Below are 25,459 nucleotides of genomic sequence, written 5' to 3' on the forward strand. Positions count from 1 at the left end.
GCTATGGCATTGGTTTTACCTCCCCCGGGCCGGTTTAGACCTGCCTGGGTTTTTTTTGCCCCGGTTTGTGAAAAGTTTTTTTACCTGTCATTGATAATTTATGTTATGATGAAGAAGGTTTTCCCAGGCAGATGAGCGAAATGGGTATCAAAATTGGTAATCTGACAAATATTGCTGTAGATGGCTAATTTGGAGAAATGTTAACTGCAGCCATTGTATGGCTTCCTATAGAATAGGGAAAGATTAGGTTATTGTATCATTGATTTGGTGGAAAGGGGAAGTTCTGGTGCATGCCATAATAATCGGCGCCGGCAAAGTGGGCTTTAGTATTGCCCAGATGCTGTCATATGAAGGCCATGATGTTGTTGTAATTGAAAAAGATGAGGAGCGGTTTTTATATGTCCAGGAAGCCCTTGATGTGCAGACAATCTTGGGCAGCGGGTCTTCTCCGGTAATTCTTGAGGAAGCCGGGGTGACAAATTCCGACCTGGTAGTGGCGGTTACGGAAACAGATGAACTAAACATTGTATCCTGTCTTATGGCCAAACAGTATGGAGTCCCCAAAACTGTGGCCCGGGTGCGGGATCCGGACTATGTGGAAACAAGCCACAAGTCCCCGCAATTCTCCCTGGGGATTGACCTGATCATAAATCCGGAACAGATTACGGCAAAAGAAATAGTGAAACTTATGGAAGTCCCTGAAGCCCTGAATGTGGAGTACTTTGCTGAAGGCCAGATCCAGCTTCTGGAACTCAAGCTTACAGAATCGGCCCTGGTAGTGGGTAAGATGCTGAAGAACCTTGATTTGGCCGGAAATGCTCTCATTGTAGCTATTTCCCGCGGTGGAAAAATGATTATTCCCCGCGGGGATGATTATCTTGAAGTAAATGATATTGTCTTTATTGTGGCCCGAACCGAGGAAATGATAGATGTGGAAAAACTGCTGGGCAAGAGCCGGGCTGCCATAGAAAAGGTAATGATTCTCGGGGGCGGACGCATTGGCTACTACCTGGCCAGGCTATTGGAGGAGAAAAAAATAGGGGTTAAAATCATAGAAAAAAATAAGGATAAGTGCCGGGTTATTTCAGGCAAGCTGGACCACAGCCTGGTGCTTAATGGTGATGGAACTGATATTGACCTTTTGAAAGAAGAAGGAGCCGGGCAAGCCGACCTCTTTGTTGCCGTTACCGGTGACGATAAGCTGAACCTGTTGGTTTCCCTCATCAGCAAGCACCTTGGAGTGAAAAACACCATTATAGTTATCAGGCGCTCTGATTACATCCCACTGGTAGAACGGGTTGGTATAGACGTAGTTGTCAGCCCGCGGTCCCTGACTACCAGTACTATCCTAAAGCTTATCTGGCCTAAAGAGGTGGTTTCCGTCAGTTTCCTGGGGGGAGCGGATGCCGAAACCATGGAACTTATTGTGCCGGAACGCTGCCGGGCAAATTACAAGAAGCTTAAACAGCTCAAGTTTCCCAAAGGAGCCATCCTGGGGTCGATAATGAGGGATGATACTGCTATAGTTCCAACCGGTGATGATGTAATCATGCCCGGAGACCGGGTTATGGTATTTACCTTACCCAAAGCTGTCGCCAAGGTAAATGAATTCTTTGAAGTAGGCAGGTAATTACTTAAAATGAAGTATTCTGTAATTATAAGACATATAGGATTAATTATCGCTATTGTTGGGCTGGCCATGCTGGCCCCTGTGCACATAAGTCTGATTAACAGGGAACCATATGTGCCGGTATGGATTGGTATTGCCGCGGCAACGACAGTACTGGGGCTTGTTTTGTTCCTCGCTGTCCGGGTTAGAGAGACGATCGGTTACCGGGAAGGTTTTGCCATGGTTACTTTTGCCTGGGTGGCTGCTACCCTTTTTGGGGCCCTGCCGTTTTGGATGACAGGGGCTATTCCCGGTTTCGCAGACGCCTTTTTTGAAAGCATGTCCGGTTTTTCCACAACCGGGGCCAGTATCCTCACTGATATTGAAAGCCTGCCCCGAAGTCTGCTGTTCTGGCGCAGTCTAACCCACTGGCTGGGCGGGATGGGCATTATGGTGCTGTTTGTGGCTTTACTTTCCCAACTGGGTGCCGGGGGCATGCAGGTATTTCGGGCAGAGGCTCCCGGACCGATTACCGAGAAAATTAAACCCAGGATCAGTGAAACCGCAAAAATACTATGGCTGACCTATGTCATTCTAACTCTGGCAGAGACACTGCTGCTCCGGATAGCCGGGCTGGACTGGTTTGATTCACTCACCCATACTTTTGGAACTATGGCTACCGGCGGCTTCTCCACTAAGAATCTGAGTGTCGGTGCCTTTCAGAACCCTGCTGTTGAATGGATTATAATTGTATTTATGTTTGCAGCCGGAACCAATTTTGCGCTTTACTATACAGCGGTTAAGAAAAAGTCACTGAAAAATTTCTGGCATAATGAGGAATTTAAGCTGTATACCTCAATTACATTAGGGGCAATTCTGATAATCTGGTTAATTCTGGCTGCGGAACACGGCTTTTTCAAGGCTGCCAGGCTGGCCTCCTTTCAGGTGGTCTCAATCATTACAACAACTGGATATGCTACTGATGACTATGTGTTGTGGCCAAGCATGGCCACAGGTGTTTTATTCCTCCTTATGTTTGTCGGGGGCTCAGCAGGCTCTACCGGCGGTGGGATGAAGGTGAGCCGTTATCTGGTGCTGCTGAAGCATTCCGGGCTGCAGCTAAAGAAGTTCTTTCACCCCAGAGCGGTATTCTCTCTTAAGGTGGGAGGCAAGAGTTATCCCGAGGACATTATCATATCGATCTTCCAGTTTTTTTTCTTTTATATTTTTATGGTAATCACGGGAACTGTTATCATGACGGGTTTTGGTCTTGAAATTAAATCCGCCGTTAGTGCGGTTTTGGCCACCCTTGGCAATATCGGACCCGGTTTTGGAGCAGTGGGTCCTATGGAGAACTATGCATTCTTACCAGATGCTGCCAAGTACTTATTAAGTTTTTTTATGCTGGTGGGAAGACTCGAGATTTTTACAGTATTGGTGCTGTTATTGCCCAGCTTTTGGCGTAAATAGGAATTTAGTTGCCGGACGGAGGTTCCCCTTTTTTTCCATTGCAGTCTGAGACCGGTTCTGGTATATTTTTAGGGAGTAAGACTATAATAAAGGACTGACTGTAGTGGAGTATATATTAATTTTAATTCCTGTCATTGGAGGGATATCGGGATGGTTTACTGCGGCCCTGGCCCTGAAAGTCCTGTTCAGGCCGGCAGATCCGATGAAGCTTCCTTTTACCGATACGCATATCAGGGGATTACTGCCCGGAAAACAGGAACACCTGGCAGCAGGTGTCAGGGAAATCATTCAAACCCAGCTGCAATTGGCTGTTACTGAGGATTCGGGTCCGGCTTATGAGGTCAGAGCAAACCTGAGTAATACTATTGTGGTTTCAATTAAGGAACATATTCAGCATAAGATTCCCTTTTTGGTGCCGCGGGGAGTAAGACAGAAGATAATTGACACTATTGAAGACATTGTCAGGAAAGAAATTGCCGGGTTTTTAGATGAACTGGTCTATAGTGTCCGCCAAGACAGGGGCGCCGGTTCAGACCTCTGCCGGTTTATTGAAGAAAAAATCCGCTGTTATGATTTGGCTGACTTGGAGACCAGAGTCAAAAAGCTGCCGGAGATATTTTATCTGAAAATCGCAGCAGCCTTGATCGGCGTGGCTGCGGGCTTGCTGCAAATACTGGTGGCAGTTGTCGCAGGGACTTGACACTGTGCTTCCGGAGTCATATAATAAAACAAATGCTGTGAAGAGGAAAAGTAAGCTGTGGCACCTGCCAGAGAGATAAGGCCCCGGGCTGAAAGCCTTATCAGGGAACAGGCAGCCGAAAAACCACCTTGGAGCTGTCGGGCAGAACGAAGTAAGCCTGACCGGGGCGTCCCGTTATAGACTATGAAAGAGCCGGTTTTTCGGAAACAGAGTGGAACCGCGGGAGAACTACCTCTCGTCTCTGGTGTTATTACCAGGGATGAGGGGTTTTTTGTTGTAAAGAAAGCAAATGATTTAATTGGCGGCAGCGGTTGCAGCCGCTCATATAAGGAGGTACATTTTCATGTCTATGGTCAGGATTTCTTTAAAAGACGGTTCAGTAAAGGAATTTCCAAAGGGAACACCGGTAGTCGACATTGCTGCCGCTATCAGCCAGGGTCTTGCCAGAAACGCTCTGGCAGCAAAACTTAATGGCAAAAAAGTAGATTTGGGCACCCCTGTCAATGAAGACAGTGCACTTGAGATTATTACCTGGGACAGTGAAGAAGGACAGGATGTATATCGCCATAGTACGGCACATATTATGGCCCAGGCTGTGAAAAATCTCTTTCCCGGAGTTAAATTTGGCATCGGCCCATCTATTTCCGAAGGGTTTTATTATGATTTCGATGTCCCGGAAAACTTTTCTCCTGAAGACCTGCCCCGGATAGAAAAGGAGATGCAGAGGATTATCAAGGAGAACTACCCCTTTGAACGTATGGAGGTATCCAGGGATGAAGCCCTCAGGATGTTTGCGGAAGCAGGGGAAAACTACAAGGTGGAGCTGATCAATGATCTTCCTGAGGACGCCGTCATTAGCTGTTATCGCCAGGGAGACTTTATTGACCTGTGTGCCGGACCTCATGTGCCCTCTACGGGAAGAGTAAAGTCCGTAAAACTGATGAACCTGGCCGGGGCTTACTGGCGGGGCAGCGAGAAAAATAAAATGCTGCAGAGGATATATGGGACTTCATTCCCGAAAAAATCTCTGTTGGAAGAACATATTTTCCGGATAGAAGAGGCCAAAAAGCGTGATCATCGTAAACTGGGGGCGGAACTTGAGTTGTTTTCCATGCAGGATGAAGGCCCCGGTTTTCCGTTTTTTCACCCTAAGGGGATGGTACTGCGGAATGAGCTGGAGAACTTCTGGCGGGATGAACATAAAAAGGCCGGATACCAGGAAATACGTACCCCGGTGATTCTGAACAGGGGCCTTTGGGAGCAGTCAGGACACTGGGATAACTATAAAGAAAACATGTATTTCACCAGTATCGATGAAACCGATTTTGCGGTAAAACCCATGAACTGTCCCGGCGGGATTCTTGTCTACAGGTCTAAACTGCACAGTTACCGGGATCTGCCCATCAGACTTGGTGAATTGGGCCTGGTCCACCGGCACGAGCTCTCGGGGGCGCTGCACGGGTTAATGAGGGTCCGCTGTTTTACCCAGGATGATGCCCATATATTTATGCTGCCCTCCCAGGCAACCAAAGAGATTATTGGGGTAATTGACCTGATTGACAAGTTTTACGGCGTATTTGGCTTTGAATATCACGTGGAATTAAGTACTAAACCGGAAAAGGCCATGGGCTCTGACGAAATATGGGATATGGCTACAGCTGCCCTGAAGCAGGCCCTTGATGAGAAAGGCCTTGATTACAAAATTAATGAAGGTGATGGAGCATTCTATGGGCCGAAGATTGATTTCCACCTCAGGGACTGTTTGGGGAGGACCTGGCAGTGCGGGACCATCCAGCTTGATTTCCTGATGCCCGAAAAATTTGATCTTACTTATGTGGGAGAGGATGGCCAGAAACACCGGCCGGTAATGATTCACCGGGTAGTTTTTGGGAGTATTGAGCGTTTCATCGGCATCCTTATTGAGCACTTTGCGGGAGCATTTCCGACATGGCTGGCTCCGGTTCAGGTTAAGGTGCTTACGGTAACCGACCGGGGGCGTGACTTCGCTGGGGAAATCCTGAAGACTCTTGATGAAAACGGTATCAGAGGCGAAGTTGACGGCCGCAACGAAAAGATCGGATATAAGATTAGGGAGGCCCAGCTGGAAAAAATCCCATATATGCTGGTAATCGGAGACCGTGAAGTTGACAGTGGCGCTGTGGCTGTGCGCAAACGCGGGGAAGGAGATCAGGGAAGTATTGCCCTGGACGAATTTGTGCACACTGTCAGGGAGGAAATTGATTTAAAAAGGTAACCGCTGTTAACCACTGAAATTATTTGACAACCGGTGATAAACAGTGCTATAATAATAAAGAATTTGATATTTTATCCAAAGCAGAAGCCATCCGCTTCTCACCTTATAACGCTCTGGCTGTTGATAAGGTCAACGAATTTCTAAAATCAGGTATTATATATTTGATTTTCTGCGGGTGGTTATCCACCCGCTTAGTTTTTTAGAGGAGATAAAATTTGGAGGTGAACCCAATAAGCAAAGATATGCGAATTAATGAGGAAATCAGGGGTAAGGAAGTCAGGTTAATTAGTTCCGAACAAGAACAGTTAGGCATCGTGCCGGTCAGGGATGCCCTGAGAATGGCTCAGGAACAGGAACTCGACCTAGTTGAGATTGCGCCTAATGCTAAGCCCCCGGTATGCCGCATTATGGATTTTGGCAAGTACAAGTATGAACAGAGCAAGCGTGAAAAAGAAGCGCGCAAGAAACAGAAAATTATCAGTGTCAAAGAAGTAAAGGTAAGGCCAAATATTGAGGACCATGACCTTGAGGTAAAGACCAAGAATGCCCTGAAGTTTTTAACAGAGGGTGACAAGGTCAAGGTGACCCTGATGTTCAGGGGGCGTGAAATGGCTCACGCCGAGTTGGGGAAAAAGCTTTTGAAGAGGGTTGCTGATGCGACCGAAGAAGTGGCTACAGTTGAAAGACAGCCAAAGGTTGAAGGAAGAAATATGATAATGATTTTAGCACCAAAACAGGACTGAGAGGAGGAGCAAAGTTATGCCCAAAATGAAAACTCACAGGGGCGCTGCCAAGAGGTTTAAAGTTACCGGAACCGGGAAAGTCAAAAAGGCTAAAGCATATAAAAGCCATATATTAGAGAAGAAATCTGCCAAGAGGAAGAGAAACCTCCGCAAGTCTGATATTGTTTCTAAAGCTGATGCCAAGAGAATCAAGCTTTTAATGCCTTATTCCTGATAATTGGCTGAATCAAAACATAAATTACAAGTTTATTAAGGAGGTTTAGGATATGCCCAGGGTAAAAAGAGGGGTTACAGCCCGTAAAAGACATAAGAAGATTTTAAAACTTGCCAAGGGTTATTTTGGTTCTAAAAGTAAGCTTTTCAGACCCGCTAATGAGCAGGTATTAAAATCCCTTTCATATGCTTACCGTGACCGTAGAGCTAAGAAAAGGGATTTCCGCAAGCTCTGGATTGCCAGGATTAATGCGGCAGCAAGGATTAACGGAATGTCTTACAGCAAGCTAATTAATGGATTAAGACAGGCTGGAGTGGATATCAACCGCAAGATTCTGGCCGATATGGCCGTAAAGGATGAAAAAGCGTTTGGCAGGCTTGTTGAAGTTGCCAAACAGAAACTGAATGCCTAATCCATATTTCAATTTAAGCGCTGATTAAATGGGGCTGTTTCCAAAAGGGAGCAGTCCTTTAGTTTTAGACTCCTTCTTTTTAAGCGGAAGTCTTACCTTTTTGACAAACCCCATGCTTTTTGATTATAAAATGTATTTTGGACAGGGGTAGATGAATTCCTTGGGCGGGCTACATCTCCGCCGGCATCCGCTCCCGCTTTTTAACTGGAAGTCATAGGTACATATTCCGCCTGCACTGTTTAATATAATGATATAGTCCTAATTATATTATTAATTTTATAGAAGCGGGGTTTTGAAATTGAAGGTAATGACTTATAATGTGCATTCCTGCATAGATGTCGAGAAGAGGAACAGTCTGAAACGAATAAGTGATTTCATCAGGAGGGAGCGTCCGGCAATAGTTGGCCTTAATGAGGTGGAAAGCTTCAGCCCCAGGGTGGGTTTTGTAAATCAGCCCAAACGGCTTGCTGCTTCACGGAACATGCTGTACCGCTATGGACCTGCCATTAAGCTTGGCCCGATTGGTTTTTTCGGGAACGCAATTATGTCCAGATACCCTGTTTATGAATCAAAAAATTTCCGGCTTCCCGCCAAACGTGAGCAGAGATGCTGCCTGCGGACCCGGCTTCGTGTCCCGGACGGGCATATTACAGTGTTTACAACCCACCTGGGACTTAACAGGCAGGAACGTTTTGAGCAGATCGCAGAACTCCGGAGACTTGTAGAGCAAGAAAAAAATCCGGTAATACTGATGGGCGATTTTAACTGTGGGACTGACCAGCTAGCTCCGCTTTACCAATTATTATCAGATGCCGGCAGCTTTTTTGGGTCATTACCTACATTTTCCCTTGCCAATCCTGTTGACAGAATCGATTATATTCTTTTTTCAGCAGAGTTTAATTGCAGGGCTTTAACTGTTGCCGGATGTGATGCCTCAGACCATCTGCCGGTGATTGCCGAACTGCATCTTTAGTTTGCAGTAAAAAAGGGTGCTGACCTGAAGCGCCAAAGATGCTATAATAAGTTAAATTCCTATCTGAAAATAACTAACTGTACTGAGGGTGATGCTGTGAAAAGAAAACTAATCTGTTGTGATGTTTTTAAGGAGGAAATCAACTCCATGGGTTCGCTGCCCGATACAGATATTGAGTTCCTGTCAATGGGACTTCATCTGCATCCCCGGAAGTTATATCAGGAGGTCAGTCAGGCAGTTGCCAGGTCCCAAGGCTATAGCAGGGTGATTCTGGGGTTCGGACTGTGTGGGGGTGCCCTCGGGGGCATCAAGGCTCCCGGATGCGAGATGATAATCCCCAGGGTCCATGACTGTATTCCGGTTTTATTGGGTTCCAAGTCTAGGTATAATACTTTGCAAAAAAACCATCAGGGGACCTTCTATTTTTCTGGCGGCTGGGTGGAGGGTGACCGCATGATGATTCCGGAATACGAACGCAGTTGTGATCAGTTTGGTCCTAAAAGGGCGCTGAAAATCTTTCGCATGATGTTCGAAAACTACAACCGGCTTTTGTATATCCATACCGGTCACCCGCGTGATCAGGCGACTTTGCAGAAAACCAGGGAATTTGCAGAGATTCTGGAGCTGCCGTGCCAGGGTACCGAGGGCGATCTTAATTACCTGCATCAGCTCGTCTGCGGACCTTGGGATGACAGGCTCTTTGTAACTATAGCCCCGGATCAGGTGATTGATGAACTGGAATTCCTGTCTCCGGGGGAACAGGTTATTGTACAGGGGTGCTGAATGCTTTGTTTCAAGAAGTTACTATAAAGGATTGGAGGGGAAAAAATGTCCGCTGCTGACTTGGTAAAGATTCTTCAGGAGGAAAATACGGACCCCAGGGTAAAACTAATTCCATTCGAAATTGCAGACATTAAAGTCGAGGAACGGGTGCGCTTAAAATGTATGATACCACCATGTCCCAGTTACGGGAGAGGCAAGTTCTGTCCGCCAAACCTTCCGGACCTGGATTTCATCCGCAGCGCTTTAAAGGGATATCAGGGCGGGGCACTTGTAGTTCTGACGATACCTTACTCGGAAGGTGTGATGGAAGAAGTAAAAAGGGAGAGACCTCAAAATGAGCTGATGAAATTAATTGGCAAATTTGAGAAGAGCGCCTGTGAAAAAATTAACCACCTGGCTTTTGGTCTTACAGTGGGGGGCTGCAGGCTGTGTGAGGACTGTGTTTCCCGGGATGAACCGTGCCGCAAACCCTTGGAGGCACATCCGGGCATTACCGGTTTTGGGATTGATATTACTACAGTCGCCCGCAAACTTGGAGTCAGGGTGGAATGGCCGGTGACTACTGAACTAAATTTCATGGGGATGTTATTTGTCTAAGATGTCTGTAAAGGCATCTTTTTTTTTCAAATATCTGCAGCCGGCCCGCTTATTAACAGAATAATGATAATGGTTGCAAAACGACAATAGTAGTAGTAAAAATGAGTTGAACAGGCTTGACTGCTTAAAGCTGAGGATAACCGCTTAAGTCTAAATCATTTCCATTTAGAGAAAAAAGGTTACCAACTAATGGTGCAAACGTTTACAATTTAATGTAGATAGCCTGTTAGTATTTGCAATAGTTATCTGAAAAAAATGATTATACTTTTCTAATATCTGCAGACAGCAAACATTCTGATAATTAGTCTTCTGTTTTTTACAGTGGCAGCTTCTAATTAAGTTTAAGAATGTTTGCCTATTTTTTTACCTATAATACAGTATTTGTGCAGAAATGCTACACTGTTTTTAATATAGGTTAACACTTATTGCCTAGGCAGGAACGATATATTTCTTTGAGCTGCGTTTGTTATTAAAAAAAAGAGGAAGGGAGGAGCAGTGTACAAATCAAATTTAATGGAGGGATCTTAATGGTTGTAAAACAATACAAGGATGAAATGACAGGTTTGGAGAGGGCACTGGCTGCCCTGTCTTATCAGAAGCCTGACCGGGTGCCTGTAGCATCACTGGTTTGCGGCGCGGCACGGCGTGTTCTTGGAGTGACTTACGACAAATGGTCTCAGGATGCAGAACTCATCGCAGAATCTTTTATCCAGACACACCAGATCATGAATTATGATTTTGACATTTTTGTGATGCTGGTAGACCTCTCAGTTGAGGCCGGGTCGTTCGGCCAAGAGGTGATTTATCCTATCGAGAGTACCGCTTATGCCAATCCGAATAAACCCATTATTAAAACTGTTGATGACTATAGAAGGTTAGAACGGATTAATCCGAGGGAAACCGGGCGGATGAAGGTTGTCATTGAGGCAACACACCGGTTGGCCAAAGCCAAGGCCAAAGAATGCGGCATCTGTGGATTTGTGTATGCCCCCCTTGGTGTTATCGGTGCCCTGAGAGGACATGAACGGATGTTTGTTGATTGTATAAAACACCCGGATGCCATTATTGAAGCCTGTGAAATAATCACTCCCGTTCTGGAAGAATATGCGGTGGCTCAGATAGAGGCCGGCGCGCAGGCAATAGTCATGGATACATTGTATGCTTCGGCTACCATTATGAGCCCCAAAATGTGGGAGGGCATTGAAGCGCCATATGCCAAGAGAATTGCTGATACTGTCAAGAAGGCCGGAGGAGCCCTGGTCCTGCATAACTGCGGCGGGGGCATATACTTTGATGTCCAGCAGAAGTGGACTGACCCTGTGGCTATTTCCCATGCTTACCCGGCTGCTGACTGCAAGACCTGGGAGGAACATGCGGCCAAATGGGGCAAAAAGATTGTATCCATTGGAGCTCTTGACCCTGCGAGTGTTGGCATGACTTGGAATGAAGAACAGGTTATGGAAGAAACTCGGAAATTTATCGAGTATTATAAGGATTGTGACGGAGGGTTTATCCTCTCAACCGGATGTGAGTTTCCACCCAATGGCACCTTAATAAATGCCATGGCGATTATTAAAGCGGCTAAGGCCTATGGAACATACCGGTAACAACAAAAATAAGTAAGGAGGTAATGGTTAAATGGCTGCACCGGAACGAGAAAGAGAGTTGTTTGATGCTTTAAAACAGGGTGTTATTGATTATGATGAGGACGGTGTGAGGGAAGCGGCCCAGGCTGTTATTGATGAGGGTATTGATGCCTATACGGCAGTTTTTGAGGGCTTGGTTGAAGGAATGAACGAAGTGGGCAGGTTATATGAAGAACAGGAGTACTTTGTCCCCGAAATCCTCATGTGTGCCGATGCTTTATATGCAGGCCTGGATATCCTGAAGCCGCACATAGAACAGAAAGATATGGGTCTCAAGGGTACAGTGGTAATGGGTGTTGTTCAGGGAGATGTGCATGACATTGGCAAGAACATCGTTAAGATGATGTTTGATGTAGCCGGTTTTGATGTTCATGACCTGGGACGGGATGTTCCTCTGGAAAAATTTGTGGAGGAACAGTTGAAGACTGATTCTGAGCTGCTGTGCCTGTCGGCCATGATGACCACCACGATGGTTGGTATGCCAGAGGTAATTAAGAAGGTGAAGGATAAAAACCCGCAGTGTAAGATTATGATTGGCGGCGCTCCTGTTTCCGAGGATCTGGCAGGAAAGTGGGGGGCTGACGGATTTGCCAAGGATGCCAACAATGCTCTGAAAGAAGCCCTGAACATGGTTAAGGCACTGAAAGAAATGCAGTAACAAATAATTAAGAAACGGAGTTTTGAAACAAAACACCGTTTCTCTTTTTAAACAAGGAGAAAGGAGGGCATTATTGCTTGACTGATTTTACCGACAAAATAACGGAGGGATGTTAAATGATTGTAAAACAGTTCAAAGATGAAATGACAGGGCTGGAAAGGGTTATGGCAGCAGTAACTTTTCAGAAGCCTGACCGGGTGCCTGTGGTACCACAGGCAATCGGTATTGCGCGCCGTGTTTTGGGTGTCAGTATGAGCAAATTGTCCCAGGATCCTGATGTCTATGTTGAAGCCCAGTTACAATTGCATAAGCTTTGTGATTATGGTTTTGATTCATTTGCCTTTGTTTATGACCTCTCTGTGGAGGCTGAGGCATTCGGTCAAAAAGTCATTTATCCGCTTGAGAGTACTGCTTATGCTGACCCCAATAATCCCTTGATTAAAACTGTTGATGACTATAGAAGGTTAGAACGGATTAATCCACGGGAAACAGGCCGGATGAAAGATACAATTTACGGGACGGAAAGGTTGGCTAAGGCTAAAGGAAAAGAATACTCCGTGGGTGGATTTGTATATGGACCTCTTGGCGTTCTGGGCCAATTGAGAGGACATGAACGGATGTTTGTGGACCTTATGAAAAACAGGGATGCCGTAATTGAAGCCCTGGAAATAATAACCCCGGTTCTGGAGGATTACGCTGTGGCCCAGATAGAAGCAGGTGCAGGAGGCATAACCATAGATACGCTGTGTGCTTCCAAAACCATGATGAGCGCCAAGCTGTGGGAGAGCATTGAAGCGCCTTATGCCAAGAGGCTTGCTGATACCATCAGAAAGGCAGGGGGCGCAGTTATGCTGCACAACTGTGGCGGCGCTCCATACTTTGAGGAACAGATGAAGTGGCTCGAACCGGTAGGTATTTCGCATGCATACCCGGCTGCCGGGTGCAAGACCTGGGAAGAGCACGCAGCCATATGGGGCAAGAAGGTGATGCACATAGGAGCTATGGATCCTTCCAAGATAGGCATGGTTTGGAGTGAAGAACAGGTAATGGACAATTGCCGGTACTTTATTGACACCTTTGACGGCTGCAACGGAGGGTTTATCCTGGCTCCGGGTTGTGAGTTCCCGCCTAATGGCACCTTACTCAATTTAATTGCTATGTGTAAAGCAGCCAAAGCCTATGGAACTAACAAATAGAACCGGCTTCCAGAGAATGCTATCCGGGGGGGAATTAAATGAAAATCAAAATTATCAGTGGTTTTTTGGGGGCAGGTAAAACCACCTGCATCAAAAATGTACTTAAAAAAGCCGCTGGGAACATGGCTGTCATTGTAAATGAATTTGGCGATGTAGGGATTGATGCTGAAGCCATCAGCAAGGGCGATGTTATAGACATGGTAGAACTGCCCAGCGGGTGTATTTGCTGTACCCTGGCTAATGACCTGGTGGCAGCTGTCAAAGAAATCAAAACCAAATATAATCCGGAGCGCCTGATTATAGAGCCTTCCGGTCTGGCTGTGCCCTCAGGCATTCTGGAGGTGCTTGAACCTATCAGTAAAGAGTATGGGCTGGAAATTGAAGCTATAATAGGTATTGTAGATGCCGACAGTTTCCTCTCAAATGTGCATTCTGGTCTGTTTGGGGACTTTTATACAGACCAGTTGGCCAACTCTGATATTATCCTGATTAATAAATCCGACCTGGTGAATGAAAACACTATTAAATTGATTGAGGAAGAACTGCGCAAGTATAATTCCCATGCCATCCTGCTGAATACGGTAAACTGTGAAACAGAGCTGCCGGATTTTATCAGGGAACACGGCACTGAATTTCTGCACCTTCATTTTGACCATGACTTCGATTCACTGGCTATAACTTCAGAAAGTGAATACGCACCGGAGCTGATGAAAGAATTAATGGAGGAAATGAAGGCAGGTAAGTATGGCAATATCTACAGGGCAAAGGGCATTTATAGAGCGGTTGGCGGCAGATATTCTAAAATGGATTATGTACAGGGTAATTATACTTTGGAGGATTTTCCTGAAACAGCAGACAGTAAGCTGATTTTTATTGGCAAGGACTTTAACCGCCAAGCCTTAAAGTTGAAACTGGGTGACTGCGGGCAATAAGAAAATTGAAGAAACGATTTAAGTAGTTAGGCCTGAAAAGGTCTAACTACTTTTAGGACGAATGCACTAAGTTTCACTAAGCAGGCTGCTCACAATCAGCAAAGGTTCAAAAACTGTGAACCACCGAATAAACCATTCGCCATGCGAAAACGACCATTCAACCACAAAAAACAACCGTTAGCAGAAAATGGTGCACGGTAATGTGGTATAGATATTTATAATTTGAACCAAGAGATTAAGGAATGGTGAATATTAAGTAAACCGTATCAACCAATAAATAGCAAACATGTGATATAAGTGCTGCGAAGGTTAGTTTTGCTAATGCATCTGATGCATATAGAGAACTAAGGTTTATTATAAGTAAAAATTAGAAGCGGGTCCTGGGGGAATATAAAAACCGTTTCTAATTTTTTAAAAATAAAGTAAGTATTTGATGAATTAAAATGAGTCAATAACAGAATACGGTTAACGGAAGAAATATTAGCAAATTTTTAAATAAGGAGCTTGATAGATGATGACTAAGGCTGTGGAACACCGGATTGAAGATTTTACTATTAAGGAAGAACCGTTTTATATGCCCCTGGGTGATGAAATAACTATCTTTGAACAGGCCTATCAGAGCAAGCTGCCGGTAATGCTGAAGGGACCGACGGGCTGCGGCAAGACCAGGTTTCTGGAACACATGGCTTTTCGGCTGCAAAGGCCTCTGATTACAATAGCTTGTCATGAGGATCTGACCACAAGTGACCTGGTGGGGAGATATCTTTTAAAGGGTGCGGAAACGGTTTGGAATGACGGGCCGTTAACAACAGCGGTGAAGACAGGGGCCATCTGTTACCTTGATGAGGTAGTGGAGGCCCGTAAGGATACCACTGTTGTAATTCACCCGCTGACTGATAACCGGAGGGTACTGCCCATCGAAAAGAAGGGTGAGATATTGACAGCCCCTGATGATTTTATGCTGGTTGTTTCATATAACCCCGGATACCAGACCTTCCTAAAAGACCTCAAGCAGAGTACCAAACAAAGATTTATTGCCATGGATTTCGATTATCCAACCGCTGACTTGGAAAAACAGGTAGTAGTCAAAGAATCGGGAGTCAGTGAAGATATAGCGGAAAAACTCATTGAACTGGCCCATAAAATAAGAAACCTGAAAAACCGTGGTCTTGAAGAAGGTGTGAGTACGAGGCTGTTGATATATGCGGGTCAGTTAATAAGTGAACGGATTGACGTAATGAATGCCGTACGGGTGGCGATGATTAAGCCTATTACTGATGATGAGGCTATGCAGGTAAGTCTTGAAGAGATTGCTCTTTCAATATTCAGTTAGGTGGTGGTCCAATGGTATGGGTCGGGAATGCTGAAATAAATGATTCGATGCTAAAATCTCTAAAAGACGATGAACGAGAAAGCCTTATGGAATACCTGACCGGGCTGCCGGAAGAACGGGTAGGGCTGATAATCAAAACAGGTGAGGTTTTTCATAAATCCAGTACAGTTAATGGTATTTGGTTCTGGAGAATTGTTCCCGAGGTAGGCCGGGAGGTTCCGGCTGATGTATTTGAGGTGTGGCTTAAGGAAGGGCTGCGAATTTCCCGTGGTGAATGGGAATGTGCCCTGTCATTCCTAAAGGCCAGCCCTGAGGTTGCCGGTCGAACCGGTCCGGATGTATTCGCTGACTGGACAGGTGTAGGCCGGGAGCTATTAAGGTATAGCAGCCGTGAAGCAAACTGGTATTTCAAGAACAGTGAGTACATCTTAGGGCTGCTTAATGAAGAGAAGCAAAGGCTTCTGATTAAGTGGACCTCCCAGATAATCGTAAAGTCCTGGCAGGCAGCAGTGGCCGCTTTAAAGGTGTGGCCCGAAATTGCAGGCGCTTTGGATATGGAAGAGATGGCACAACTCCTGAAAACAGGTTACCGGCTGGCAGGTGAATTGCCTGATGATGCCGGGGAATTCTTTCTGGCAGCCCCCATGTTTATCCGGCATGCCGGAATTGACCATCTGGACCGGTGGGCGGAGGCCGCATACCTGCTAAAAGAATGCAGGCGCGGCGTGACCGGTAAGTATTTTGCAGCATCTCCGGCTGTTGCTGAAACAGCCAAAAAAGCGCCCGGTCTAACGGGGTTATTTGAGAAATGGGCCTTATTAGGACGACGGGCAGCCCTGGCAGACAGCAGGGCCGGTGAGGCTTTTTTTGAAGTGACTCCCCAGGCGCTGAAAAATCTCAGCTGGGATGAGCTGGAAGCCTGGGTTGACCTGATACTTCAGGTCAGCACTGACCACAGCGGAGCAGGTGCCTGTGATTTTATCCTGAACACGCCGGAACTGCTGCAGCAGCTTGATGCAGGTGAACTGGCCGACTGGGTCAGGTACGGGCTGGAGACTATAGAGCAAGACAAACGGCTGGCTTATTTCGCACTCAAGTCCCAGGAAAGCCGGGATGCAGTATCAAGGCTGCGGAGCGGTTTGTTTCTGGAAGCAATCAGAAAGGTCCTGTTAATATATTTTGAGGGTCTCACCGGGGAACAGGTGATTATCAGAAATACCTCAGACCTTCCCGGGAAAATTCACGAAGATGACCGCTTATTCGGCACCCTGGATACCAGGAGAATATACCTCCCTGATATGCTCAGGAGCTATGATGAGGAGCGGGAAAACCTCAGGTTGTATCGGGTAATGCTGATGCACCTGACATCACATAGGACCTTTGGGACCCTGGACCTGACGCCTGAGGAGATGTGGGAACTTGCCCAAAACAGGAAGTTGGGCCAACTGTTTGAATATATTGAGGATAACCGGGTCGATTACCTGGCAATGCAGCATTACCCCGGTCTGAGCCGGGATATGGGGATAGTGACTGATAAGAACAACGTGGCGGATAGCGCAGGTTATCTTGACCTTGAAAAACTTCTGGTTACTCCAGAGGTCAAAGCGGATATGGAGGGCTTCCGGGAAAATGTCGTCGAAAACGGCGCCAGCGCGGCAGAATCCTTATCCCTGGCCCGCAGGATGCTGCTGGTTTTGGAGACTCAGCAGCTGGATTACCTGATAGATGGGCCGAAAAACCATATTTTCCGTGGGCGGCTCAGGTATGACCTGATATATACATCAATGAAGCTTGACGCGGAAATCGGGGGGCAGGCTTCTCCAGCCAATGAGATTGTTCCTGATTTGCCGGGTGAATTTTACCCCAAACTGAAAAAGCTGCTCCAAAAGTATCATGAGGATGAGGAAAATCCCTACCGGATGACAGCCTATTACGATGAGTGGGACCGCACCCTCAATGACTATAAAAAAGACTGGTGCCGGGTGCGGGAGATTGTGCTGAAACCCAGCACCGGCAGGTTTGTTACCCGGGCGCTAGAGGAACACCGGGGGATGATAAATACCCTGAAACGTTATTTTGGTATGCTCAGACCTGACCGGGTGCAGAAATACGGGCGCCGTGAAGACGGTGAAGACATCGATATAGATGCAGTGATTGAGGCAATGGTGGAAATAAAGGCCGGAGTGGCTCCTGAGACCGGTTTTTATATCCGCAGGGATAAGCGGGAACGGGATGTGGCTGTTGGTTTCCTGCTGGATCTGAGTTATTCCACAGAGGAAGTGATTTCCCAGACGGGCAAGACCCTTCTGGATGTGGAGACCGAGTCGGTTGTTGTAATGGCCGAAGCCCTGGAGGTCCTGGGAGACAAGTATGCCATCTATGGATTTAACAGTGACAGCCGGGACAAGGTGAACTTTTATGTGGTCAAGGATTTTGAGGAACCTTATACAGTAGAGGTGAAGCAGCGGTATGGGGGTCTCAAGAGTTACGGCATGACCCGCCTGGCAGCAGCAACCAGACATGCGGTAAGCAAAATGCAGGAAGTTCGCTCAGCCATAAAAATTCTCATCATTCTCAGTGATGGGCGGCCCTTTGACTTTGACTACACCAGCGGCATGACCAAGGATTATGAGCCGCTCTATCCGGAAAGTGACACCAGGATGGCTCTCAGGGAAGCCAAGATGAAGGGTGTCAACCCCTTTTGTATTACTGTAGACACCAAAGGCCAGGAATATATGGACTTTATTTTCGGCAACGTAAATTACATCATCATTGATGATGTAAATGCTCTTCCTACTAAACTCACTGAAACCTATAAGAATCTTACCACTTAGCTGGCTCCCGGAAATGACCGGAAAGAGTATATGGTGAGCTATTGTACCGATTTTCCGCACTGCCGCCTATGAGTCTAAGCTGCCATTCTCCGGCAACAAGGCAGCGTCCCCGAACTCGATGGCTTATTGGGATTTTCTCATAAGTTGGCCGCCTCTCGTTTTGGCGAGCTAAAACTTCCCGGCGGCCTTCGCCATCTTCGGACATGCGGGGACTCCCTGCCTTGTTGCCTGTGCTTTGCAGCAAGACTCATAACGGCGGCAGTGCAAGGAAAATCTTATACAAAATCTCACCATAGACCTCGGCCATTTCCGGAGCCAACGATAGAGGAAATAACTAAAGGTTTAAGGTTAGAAGCCTTGGACATAAAGGAAAATAAGGGAGTGATAAATATGGCAGACTTGGAAAAACTCCGGGATCTGGAGGATTATGCCCTGGAACTGGGCGCTTACCGGGCTAAACTGCTGGCAGCAGCAGATGTTGTTATTGACGACAGGGTCAGGCTGAAGTGTCATGTACCGGTCTGTGAGGACTATAACAGACACCTGCTGTGTCCGCCTCACACCATTCCTGTGGAGAAATTCAAATCACTTTGTGCTCAGTATTCCGCCGCTTTACTGGTTCAGGTTAAGAGCAGCGGTTATGATAAGGCAGACCTTGTTGCAGCTGAGAAAGATCTACATTCTGTCATTAATAAGGTAGAAGGGAGGGCATTGACAAAGGGAAACTATCTGGCTACAGGATATATTGCATCATCGTGCAAGCTGTGTCCGGAATGTGTGGGTTATCATTCCGGTGAGCCGTGCCGGCATCCATATCAGGCGCGGCCCAGTATCGAGTCAATGGGGGTTGATATTTTCAAAACAGCCGAAAATGCAGGAATGGGTTTTAATCTGGGTTTATCTTCAGAGGTTGTCTATTGTGGTTTAGTGTTATTGGATTAATTTTGTATAGTAAGCGAATCTCAAACTGGGTTGCAATAACAAATTATTGGAGGGATATTAATGGTTGTTAAACAGTTTAAAGAAGAAATGACAGGTTTGGAGAGGGCGCTGGCTGCCCTGTCATATAAGAAGCCGGACAGAGTGCCTGTGGCTTCACTGGTTTGCGGAGCATCAAGGAGAATTCTTGGGGTGACTTATGACAAGTGGGCAACTGATTCCGAACTTTGCGCAGAGTCAATGTTACAGGCTCACGCACTAATGGACTTTGATATCTTCGTGACCCTGGTAGACCTGTCTGTGGAAGCGGAATCTTTTGGCCAGCCCTGTATATACCCAATGGAGAGTACTCCCTACTCTGACCCCAACCATCCCATTCTAAAGTCCCATGAAGATTACCATAAAATTGAAACCGTTAACCTGAGGGAAACCGGACGGACCAAAATGGTAATTGATGTGGTCAACAGGATCGCTAAGGCTAAGGGTAAAGAGTGCGGGGTCTGTGGCTTCGTTTATGCCCCGCTGGGCGTACTTGGCGCTATGAGAGGCCATGAGAGGATGTTTATTGACTGTATCAAGCACAGGGAAGATTTGATTGCCGCCTGTGAGGCCATTACGCCTGCACTGATTGATTACGCTGTTGCCCAGGTAGAGGCAGGCGCTCATGCAATTGTAATGGATACCCTCTATGCCTCAGCAACCATTATGAGCCCCAAGATGTGGGAAGCCATTGAAGCTCCCTTCACCAAGCGGATTGCCGATGCCGTTAAAGCAGCCGGAGGCGCGCTGGTACTGCACAACTGCGGCGGCGGCATTTATTTCGACGTGCAGCAGAAATATACCGACCCTGTGGCCATCTCCCATGCTTACCCGGCTGCTGACTGCAAGTCGTGGGAAGAGCATGCCGCCAAGTGGGGCAAGAAGATCGTTTCAATTGGTTCCATGGATCCCGCAAAAGTGGGTATGACCCTTGATCCGCAGGGTGTAATGGAATATACCCGTGAGTTCATTGAATACTTTAAAGATTGTGATGGCGGCTTCATCCTTTCAACAGGCTGCGAGTTCCCACCAAATGGTTCCCTGCTGAATGCAATAGCCATTATGGATGCTGCCAAAGCATATGGTTCATACCGCTAAAAGAAGTACAGGTAAAGCATTGTTATAGGTATATAAGTTAACGTAAAAGCGACGAAAGACAACCTGTAAATATGCCCAAAAGGCGGGGGGTGGAACCTTGAAGATAAAAATAATCAGTGGATTTTTAGGGGCCGGAAAAACAACCTGCATAAGAAATGTTTTGAAAAAAGCCGATGGGAACATGGCTGTGATAGTAAATGAATTCGGTGACATCGGGATTGATGCAGAGGCTGTCAACAAAGGCAATGTGGTTGATATGGTGGAACTCCCCAGTGGATGTATCTGCTGTACCCTGGCCAAAGACCTGGTGTCGGCAGTCAAGGAAATTAAAACCAAGTTCAACCCGGATCGTTTGGTTATAGAACCTTCCGGACTGGCAGTCCCATCGGGGATACTGGAAGCTCTGGAACCGATTAAGGAAAAGTATGAGCTTGAATTTGAAGCAATTATCGGTATCGTGGATGCTGACGGTTTCCTGTCCAATATACACTCTGGCTTGTTCGGTGATTTTTATACAGACCAGCTTGCCAATTCAGACATTATCCTGATTAACAAAGCCGACCTGGTAAATGAAAAAACAATTAAAGCAATTGAGGAAGAGCTGCGGAAATACAATTCCCATGCCATTATCCTGACAACGGTTAATTGTGAAACTGATTTGCCTGACTTTATCAGGGAACATGGCACCGAATACCTGCACCTGCATTTTGACCATGACTTTGACTCAGTGGCCATAACTACAGATGAGGCCTTTGATCATAATCTGCTGGTTGAGATTATGGAAGAAATGAAGGCAGGGAAATATGGCGTTATTTACCGGGCCAAAGGGATATATAAAAAAAACGGCGGCGGCTTCGAGAAAATGGATTATGTCCAGGGGAATTATGATTTTGAAGAATTCCCAGAGGCTGAAGAAAGCAAGCTTATCTTTATCGGAAAAGATTTTGACCGGGATGCTCTGAAAGAAAAGTTAATAATTAATTGAAGGAGGAGACAAAAATGGCAGACAAGAAAGCAGAATTATGGGAAGCGTTAAAGCAGGGAGTTATTGATTACGATGAGGATGCAGTAAAAGAAGCGGCTCAGGCTGTAGTTGACGAAGGTCTCGACGCTTATGACGCAGTATTTGACGGTCTCGTGGAAGGTATGAACGAAGTTGGCAGGCTGTACGAAGAGCAGGAGTATTTCGTTCCTGAAATGCTGATGTGTGCAGATGCTCTGTATGCCGGCCTCGATATCCTGAAGCCCCATATCATACAAAAAGAAGGCGGTATTAAAGGCGCCGTAGTAATGGGAGTTGTTCAGGGCGACGTTCATGACATCGGTAAAAACATCGTTAAGATGATGTTTGACGTAGCCGGTTTTGATGTTCATGACCTCGGTCGTGACGTTCCTATGGACAAGTTTGTTGAAGAGCAGCTGAAAACCGATTCCGAGCTGGTTCTTCTCTCAGCTATGATGACAACTACCATGGTTGGTATGAAAGACATTATCGCCAAGATTAAGGAAAAGAACCCCAATTGCAAAATCATGATTGGTGGAGCTCCTGTATCTGAGGATCTGGCTGACAAGTGGGGCGCTGACGGCTTTGCCAAGGATGCCAACAATGCCCTGAAAGATGCCCTGAACATGGTTAAGGCGCTGAAAGACCTGCAGCAGTAATTTTCTCAGTGCAGTCATTGAAAAATGTTATCCGTAAAACCATAAATCAATAATAAGACAAGGGTAAACCCGTTGAAAGACGGGGGCACAAAGCTATGGGTCTAAGGTAATTTTACTATGACTGCCAGGCTGCCGGATTTGGATAAAACCGTTTCGGGATGCCGGAACGGTTTTATCCAATTTGTCCGATAGGAGTCTAATCTCCTCTTACATAAGAATTCTGCTGATGGGGTATGGGAATTTCTATTACGGGAGGGTTAAAGGTTGGGAAAACAAGCCTATAAACTTAACTTTTTAGAAAACCTGGGCCTTGAGGGCCACGTATTCACCCAGGTAAGCTTTAACCTCAAATACATATTTCCTGCAATTTATGCTTCTTTACTGGTTTTCCTGGTGCCTGCGGTATTGTATCAGGATAAGTGGAATTCTTTGAGCACAGTTATGCTGGTTGTTTCCCTGGCAGGTCTGGCAATTAATGTTGTTATTGGCAGTAAAGTAAATATTCTGAAGAAGTTTTCCGGCATCCTTCATCCAATATGGGCTTATGCTACCATTATTGCCTTTGGAATGGTTTCACGTCTGAATAGTGTGGATTGGATGCTGGCAGCCGGTTTTGTTGTTTTTGGCATAATTTATTGGTGGATTCCCAGCGCCGGTATGTCAAATGCTATCCGTTCCATATTAAATGGTGTTATTCTGGCCAATTCCGGTGACACGGGGGCTCGTATCTGCCTCAGAGTAAAACGGAAAGATGAAATCGGGATGCTGGCGGAAAACTTAAACTCCTTCTTTGAGGAACGGCAGAATTTTATCAAAATGCTGCAGGAGAATGCGTCACAGCTGGCTGAGACCAGCACGGAGCTGGAAAGAATATCAGAAACCGGCTCTGCCTCATTCCGGCAAATCGCCGTTGCCATTGATCAGGTAGCTAAAGGGTCAACAGAGCAGGCTAAGACTATCAATGAGGCTGTTGGGGTTATGGAACAGGTGGGCCTGTCTATTGAGCAGATTGCTTCCGGGGCGCAGGAACAGAGCAATAATGTGGTCAAAACCACTGAGATGGTAAATGAAATGACAGCCAAAATGGACAGAATGGCTGCAGGCATGCAAATTGTCAGGGAGGTTTCGCAGCAAAACGGAAACCTGGCTCAAAATGGCGGGACGTCAATGAACAAAACAGTTGAAGGGATGAACAGAGTCAGGACTGCCGTCTTGGAGACTGCACAAAACCTGAACCAGTTGGGGGAAAGGTCGCAAAAAATCGGGGAAATCATTCAGGTGATTGACGAAATTGCTGAACAGACAAACCTTCTGGCGTTGAATGCCGCTATCGAAGCAGCCCGCGCCGGTGAACACGGCAAGGGCTTTGCAGTGGTGGCAGATGAGGTGCGGAAACTGGCCGAGCGGTCCGGGAAGGCTACCAAGGAAATCGCTGACCTGATTACTGATATCCAGAAAAGAACCAAGACTGCGGTGGACTCAATGGAAATAGGGACCCGGGAAGCTTCAGAAGGGGTCGGACTGGCTGAAGAAGCCGGTCAGGCTTTAGGCGAAATTGTCAATGGAGTTGTTACCGCAGCCGAAAATGTAGGCAAAATTACCGACACTATAAATGAGATAATGAACGGCAGCCGCGAGGTTTCCGATGCAGTCAACAATGTTGCCGCCATAACTGAGGAAAACTCAGCGGCGACCCAGCAGATTTCTGCTTCCAGTGAACAGGTCAATGGAACCATCCAGAATGTCGCTTCCATTTCCCAGGAAAATGCCGCCTCTGTGCAGGAAGTATCGGCGTCAACCGAGGAGCTTGCCGGTTCTATTGACAATATCTCCACATCGGCAAAAGGGTTGACCCGGATGGCGTCACGGATGCAGGAACTGGTTAACCAATTTAGGTAGGAAATTAAACTCCAGGATAAAATATAAAGATTAAGTCTCTAGGAAATATAAACTCCTTTAAGTTCAAGGTTTTGCGCCTTGGACTTTTTTGTTTCTACATTAGCCGTTGATTCTTGGAAATGACCGCTAAATGTAGTGAGGCGTTGTACAAGATTTTCCTTGCACTGATGCCGTGAGACATATTACCGCAGTTCCGCTAAGCGAAGTGCACCCGCAAGGAGTGCGCCGTTCGACTAAGGCGCTAAAGCGCCAAGTCTCACGCAGCGGGACACGGGCCAAGGACGGCCCGCGCCGCCACTGAGCCATGGAAGGCGAATTGGCGGTGTTCCCGGACTTCGCTAGGAACAAGGTTAGATTTCTCCGGCGTCAGTGTTGAAAATCGGTACAACGCTTCACTATATTGCCCAGGGTCATTTCCTAGAGCCAACGGAAATGTTTAAAATTTTCCAGTATTGTTCATAATAATGCTGGGTATAATCCGGGAAGGAGGTTGATAACTTGAAAAAAATTGCTTTAATTAGCATAATTATGGTTGCCATTGTTTTCTCAGCCTGTTTTGCATATGCGGGCGAAGCTGCCGATTATACGGTTAAACCCGGGGATACCCTTTATGAAATAGGAAAGAGATTCGGCTTGCACTATAGTGCAATCATGAAGACCAATAAACTGGGTTCCACTGTTATCATGCCTGGAATGAAGCTGAATATTCCTGTGGAAGCAGGGATTATTCATACTGTGACGACAGGGGAAACACTTTACGGTATTTCACGGAAGTACGGTGTCCGGGTGACAGAAATAAAAAACCGGAACAACCTGTCTGGTGACCTGATTGTTCCCGGAATGAGGCTTGTTCTAACGGACGGCAGCGCCGCGGCAGACCATCGGGTCCAGCCGGTACTCAGCGGAAACGCATCCTTTGGCAGTAGTGATATTTTGCTGCTGGCCAAAATGATTCATGCCGAATCCAGGGGTGAGCCGCTGAGCGGACAGATTGCAGTCGGTGCGGTTATCTTAAACAGGCTGAAGAGCGAGCATTTTCCTTCAACAATAAGGGAAATCATATTTCAGAGGACCAAGGGTGTATACCAGTTTACTCCAGTCTCTAATGGTCAGATTGACCTGGAACCGGACCGTTCAGCGTTTTATGCCGCTGAACGTGCCCTAAAAGGCGAAGACCCGACAGGCGGGGCGCTCTTTTTCTACAACCCCGATATAAGTTCGGATAAGTGGATTAAGACACTGCCTGTCACCAAAGTAATTGGCAACCATGTATTTGCTAGATAAGAGAATAAGTTAACCGAAAACGGAGTGGCCCTGGGTCTAATAGGAGACTTGAGGGCCACTTTTGTTTTTTGGGAGAATTGAATATTATAGAAATTATTATAGTTAATTCAAGAGAGGCTGATATTGTCAGACCTCTTTTTTTTGTTCCCAGATTTTAACCCCGCAAAACCGCATTTTAACCCCC

22 protein-coding genes, 1 riboswitch and 2 other annotated features are annotated in these 25,459 nt (G+C 46.4%); all 22 genes read left to right on the forward strand.

Annotation, left to right across the window (positions count from 1 at the left end; translation table 11 throughout):
* Window positions 1-286 precede the first annotated feature (286 nt).
* The 22 genes from trkA to Ga0451573_RS10245 all read left to right on the forward strand — a co-directional run bounded on the left by trkA (window position 287) and on the right by Ga0451573_RS10245 (window position 25,275).
* Window positions 287-1,630, forward strand: a complete 1,344-nt coding sequence (gene trkA, locus Ga0451573_RS10140) for a Trk system potassium transporter TrkA (RefSeq protein ID WP_231683871.1) — start codon at window positions 287-289, stop codon at window positions 1,628-1,630.
* A gap of 9 nt (window positions 1,631-1,639) precedes the next feature.
* Window positions 1,640-3,079, forward strand: a complete 1,440-nt coding sequence (locus tag Ga0451573_RS10145) for a TrkH family potassium uptake protein (protein ID WP_231683872.1) — start codon at window positions 1,640-1,642, stop codon at window positions 3,077-3,079.
* A gap of 103 nt (window positions 3,080-3,182) precedes the next feature.
* Window positions 3,183-3,779: a DUF445 domain-containing protein gene (locus Ga0451573_RS10150; RefSeq protein ID WP_231683873.1), complete on the forward strand. Its 597-nt coding sequence runs from the start codon at window positions 3,183-3,185 to the stop codon at window positions 3,777-3,779.
* A 28-nt stretch (window positions 3,780-3,807) separates the two neighbouring features.
* Window positions 3,808-4,025: a binding site (T-box leader), on the forward strand.
* Window positions 4,026-4,128: 103 nt separating this feature from the next.
* Window positions 4,129-6,033 (forward strand): threonine--tRNA ligase, encoded by a 1,905-nt coding sequence (thrS, locus tag Ga0451573_RS10155; RefSeq protein ID WP_231683912.1) that lies wholly within the window; start codon window positions 4,129-4,131, stop codon window positions 6,031-6,033.
* Between the two features lie 72 nt (window positions 6,034-6,105).
* Window positions 6,106-6,238, forward strand: a sequence feature (ribosomal protein L20 leader region).
* A gap of 37 nt (window positions 6,239-6,275) precedes the next feature.
* Window positions 6,276-6,776, forward strand: a complete 501-nt coding sequence (gene infC / locus Ga0451573_RS10160) for a translation initiation factor IF-3 (RefSeq protein ID WP_231683914.1) — start codon at window positions 6,276-6,278, stop codon at window positions 6,774-6,776.
* 16 nt (window positions 6,777-6,792) lie between these two features.
* Window positions 6,793-6,990 carry a 50S ribosomal protein L35 gene (rpmI, locus tag Ga0451573_RS10165; RefSeq protein ID WP_231683874.1) on the forward strand — a complete coding sequence of 66 codons (198 nt, stop codon included), beginning with the start codon at window positions 6,793-6,795 and terminating at the stop codon, window positions 6,988-6,990.
* Window positions 6,991-7,042: 52 nt separating this feature from the next.
* Window positions 7,043-7,402 (forward strand): 50S ribosomal protein L20, encoded by a 360-nt coding sequence (gene rplT, locus Ga0451573_RS10170; RefSeq protein WP_231683875.1) that lies wholly within the window; start codon window positions 7,043-7,045, stop codon window positions 7,400-7,402.
* A gap of 307 nt (window positions 7,403-7,709) precedes the next feature.
* Complete coding sequence (locus tag Ga0451573_RS10175) at window positions 7,710-8,375, forward strand: endonuclease/exonuclease/phosphatase family protein (protein ID WP_231683917.1); 666 nt, start codon at window positions 7,710-7,712, stop codon at window positions 8,373-8,375.
* A 96-nt stretch (window positions 8,376-8,471) separates the two neighbouring features.
* The gene (locus tag Ga0451573_RS10180) at window positions 8,472-9,158 is read left to right on the forward strand and encodes a DUF1638 domain-containing protein (protein WP_231683876.1); all 687 of its coding nucleotides are present in this window, start codon (window positions 8,472-8,474) and stop codon (window positions 9,156-9,158) included.
* Window positions 9,159-9,203: 45 nt separating this feature from the next.
* Window positions 9,204-9,755, forward strand: a complete 552-nt coding sequence (locus Ga0451573_RS10185; protein ID WP_231683877.1) for a DUF2284 domain-containing protein — start codon at window positions 9,204-9,206, stop codon at window positions 9,753-9,755.
* Between the two features lie 527 nt (window positions 9,756-10,282).
* Complete coding sequence (locus Ga0451573_RS10190) at window positions 10,283-11,362, forward strand: uroporphyrinogen decarboxylase family protein (protein WP_231683879.1); 1,080 nt, start codon at window positions 10,283-10,285, stop codon at window positions 11,360-11,362.
* A gap of 31 nt (window positions 11,363-11,393) precedes the next feature.
* Window positions 11,394-12,059 (forward strand): cobalamin B12-binding domain-containing protein, encoded by a 666-nt coding sequence (locus tag Ga0451573_RS10195; protein WP_231683880.1) that lies wholly within the window; start codon window positions 11,394-11,396, stop codon window positions 12,057-12,059.
* 116 nt (window positions 12,060-12,175) lie between these two features.
* The gene (locus Ga0451573_RS10200; RefSeq protein WP_231683882.1) at window positions 12,176-13,255 is read left to right on the forward strand and encodes a uroporphyrinogen decarboxylase family protein; all 1,080 of its coding nucleotides are present in this window, start codon (window positions 12,176-12,178) and stop codon (window positions 13,253-13,255) included.
* 38 nt (window positions 13,256-13,293) lie between these two features.
* Window positions 13,294-14,187: a CobW family GTP-binding protein gene (locus Ga0451573_RS10205; protein ID WP_231683884.1), complete on the forward strand. Its 894-nt coding sequence runs from the start codon at window positions 13,294-13,296 to the stop codon at window positions 14,185-14,187.
* Window positions 14,188-14,698: 511 nt separating this feature from the next.
* Window positions 14,699-15,520 carry a CbbQ/NirQ/NorQ/GpvN family protein gene (locus Ga0451573_RS10210; protein WP_231683886.1) on the forward strand — a complete coding sequence of 274 codons (822 nt, stop codon included), beginning with the start codon at window positions 14,699-14,701 and terminating at the stop codon, window positions 15,518-15,520.
* 11 nt (window positions 15,521-15,531) lie between these two features.
* The gene (locus tag Ga0451573_RS10215) at window positions 15,532-18,354 is read left to right on the forward strand and encodes a nitric oxide reductase activation protein NorD (protein WP_231683888.1); all 2,823 of its coding nucleotides are present in this window, start codon (window positions 15,532-15,534) and stop codon (window positions 18,352-18,354) included.
* A 390-nt stretch (window positions 18,355-18,744) separates the two neighbouring features.
* Window positions 18,745-19,296 (forward strand): DUF2284 domain-containing protein, encoded by a 552-nt coding sequence (locus Ga0451573_RS10220; RefSeq protein ID WP_231683889.1) that lies wholly within the window; start codon window positions 18,745-18,747, stop codon window positions 19,294-19,296.
* Between the two features lie 60 nt (window positions 19,297-19,356).
* Window positions 19,357-20,430, forward strand: coding sequence for a uroporphyrinogen decarboxylase family protein (locus Ga0451573_RS10225; RefSeq protein WP_231683890.1), 1,074 nt, complete (start codon window positions 19,357-19,359; stop codon window positions 20,428-20,430).
* A gap of 97 nt (window positions 20,431-20,527) precedes the next feature.
* Entirely contained in the window at window positions 20,528-21,415 is an 888-nt protein-coding gene (locus tag Ga0451573_RS10230) for a CobW family GTP-binding protein (protein WP_231683891.1), read from the forward strand.
* A gap of 14 nt (window positions 21,416-21,429) precedes the next feature.
* A complete protein-coding gene (locus tag Ga0451573_RS10235) occupies window positions 21,430-22,092 on the forward strand; it encodes a cobalamin B12-binding domain-containing protein (protein WP_231683892.1) in 663 nt (220 codons plus the stop codon).
* A 52-nt stretch (window positions 22,093-22,144) separates the two neighbouring features.
* Window positions 22,145-22,229: riboswitch (cyclic di-GMP riboswitch) on the forward strand.
* A gap of 127 nt (window positions 22,230-22,356) precedes the next feature.
* Complete coding sequence (locus tag Ga0451573_RS10240) at window positions 22,357-23,991, forward strand: methyl-accepting chemotaxis protein (protein WP_231683894.1); 1,635 nt, start codon at window positions 22,357-22,359, stop codon at window positions 23,989-23,991.
* Window positions 23,992-24,489: 498 nt separating this feature from the next.
* Entirely contained in the window at window positions 24,490-25,275 is a 786-nt protein-coding gene (locus tag Ga0451573_RS10245) for a cell wall hydrolase (RefSeq protein ID WP_231683896.1), read from the forward strand.
* The last annotated feature ends 184 nt before the right edge of the window (window positions 25,276-25,459 follow it).

Source organism: Phosphitispora fastidiosa, from assembly GCF_019008365.1.
GTDB classification, from domain to species: domain Bacteria; phylum Bacillota; class Thermincolia; order Thermincolales; family UBA2595; genus Phosphitispora; species Phosphitispora fastidiosa.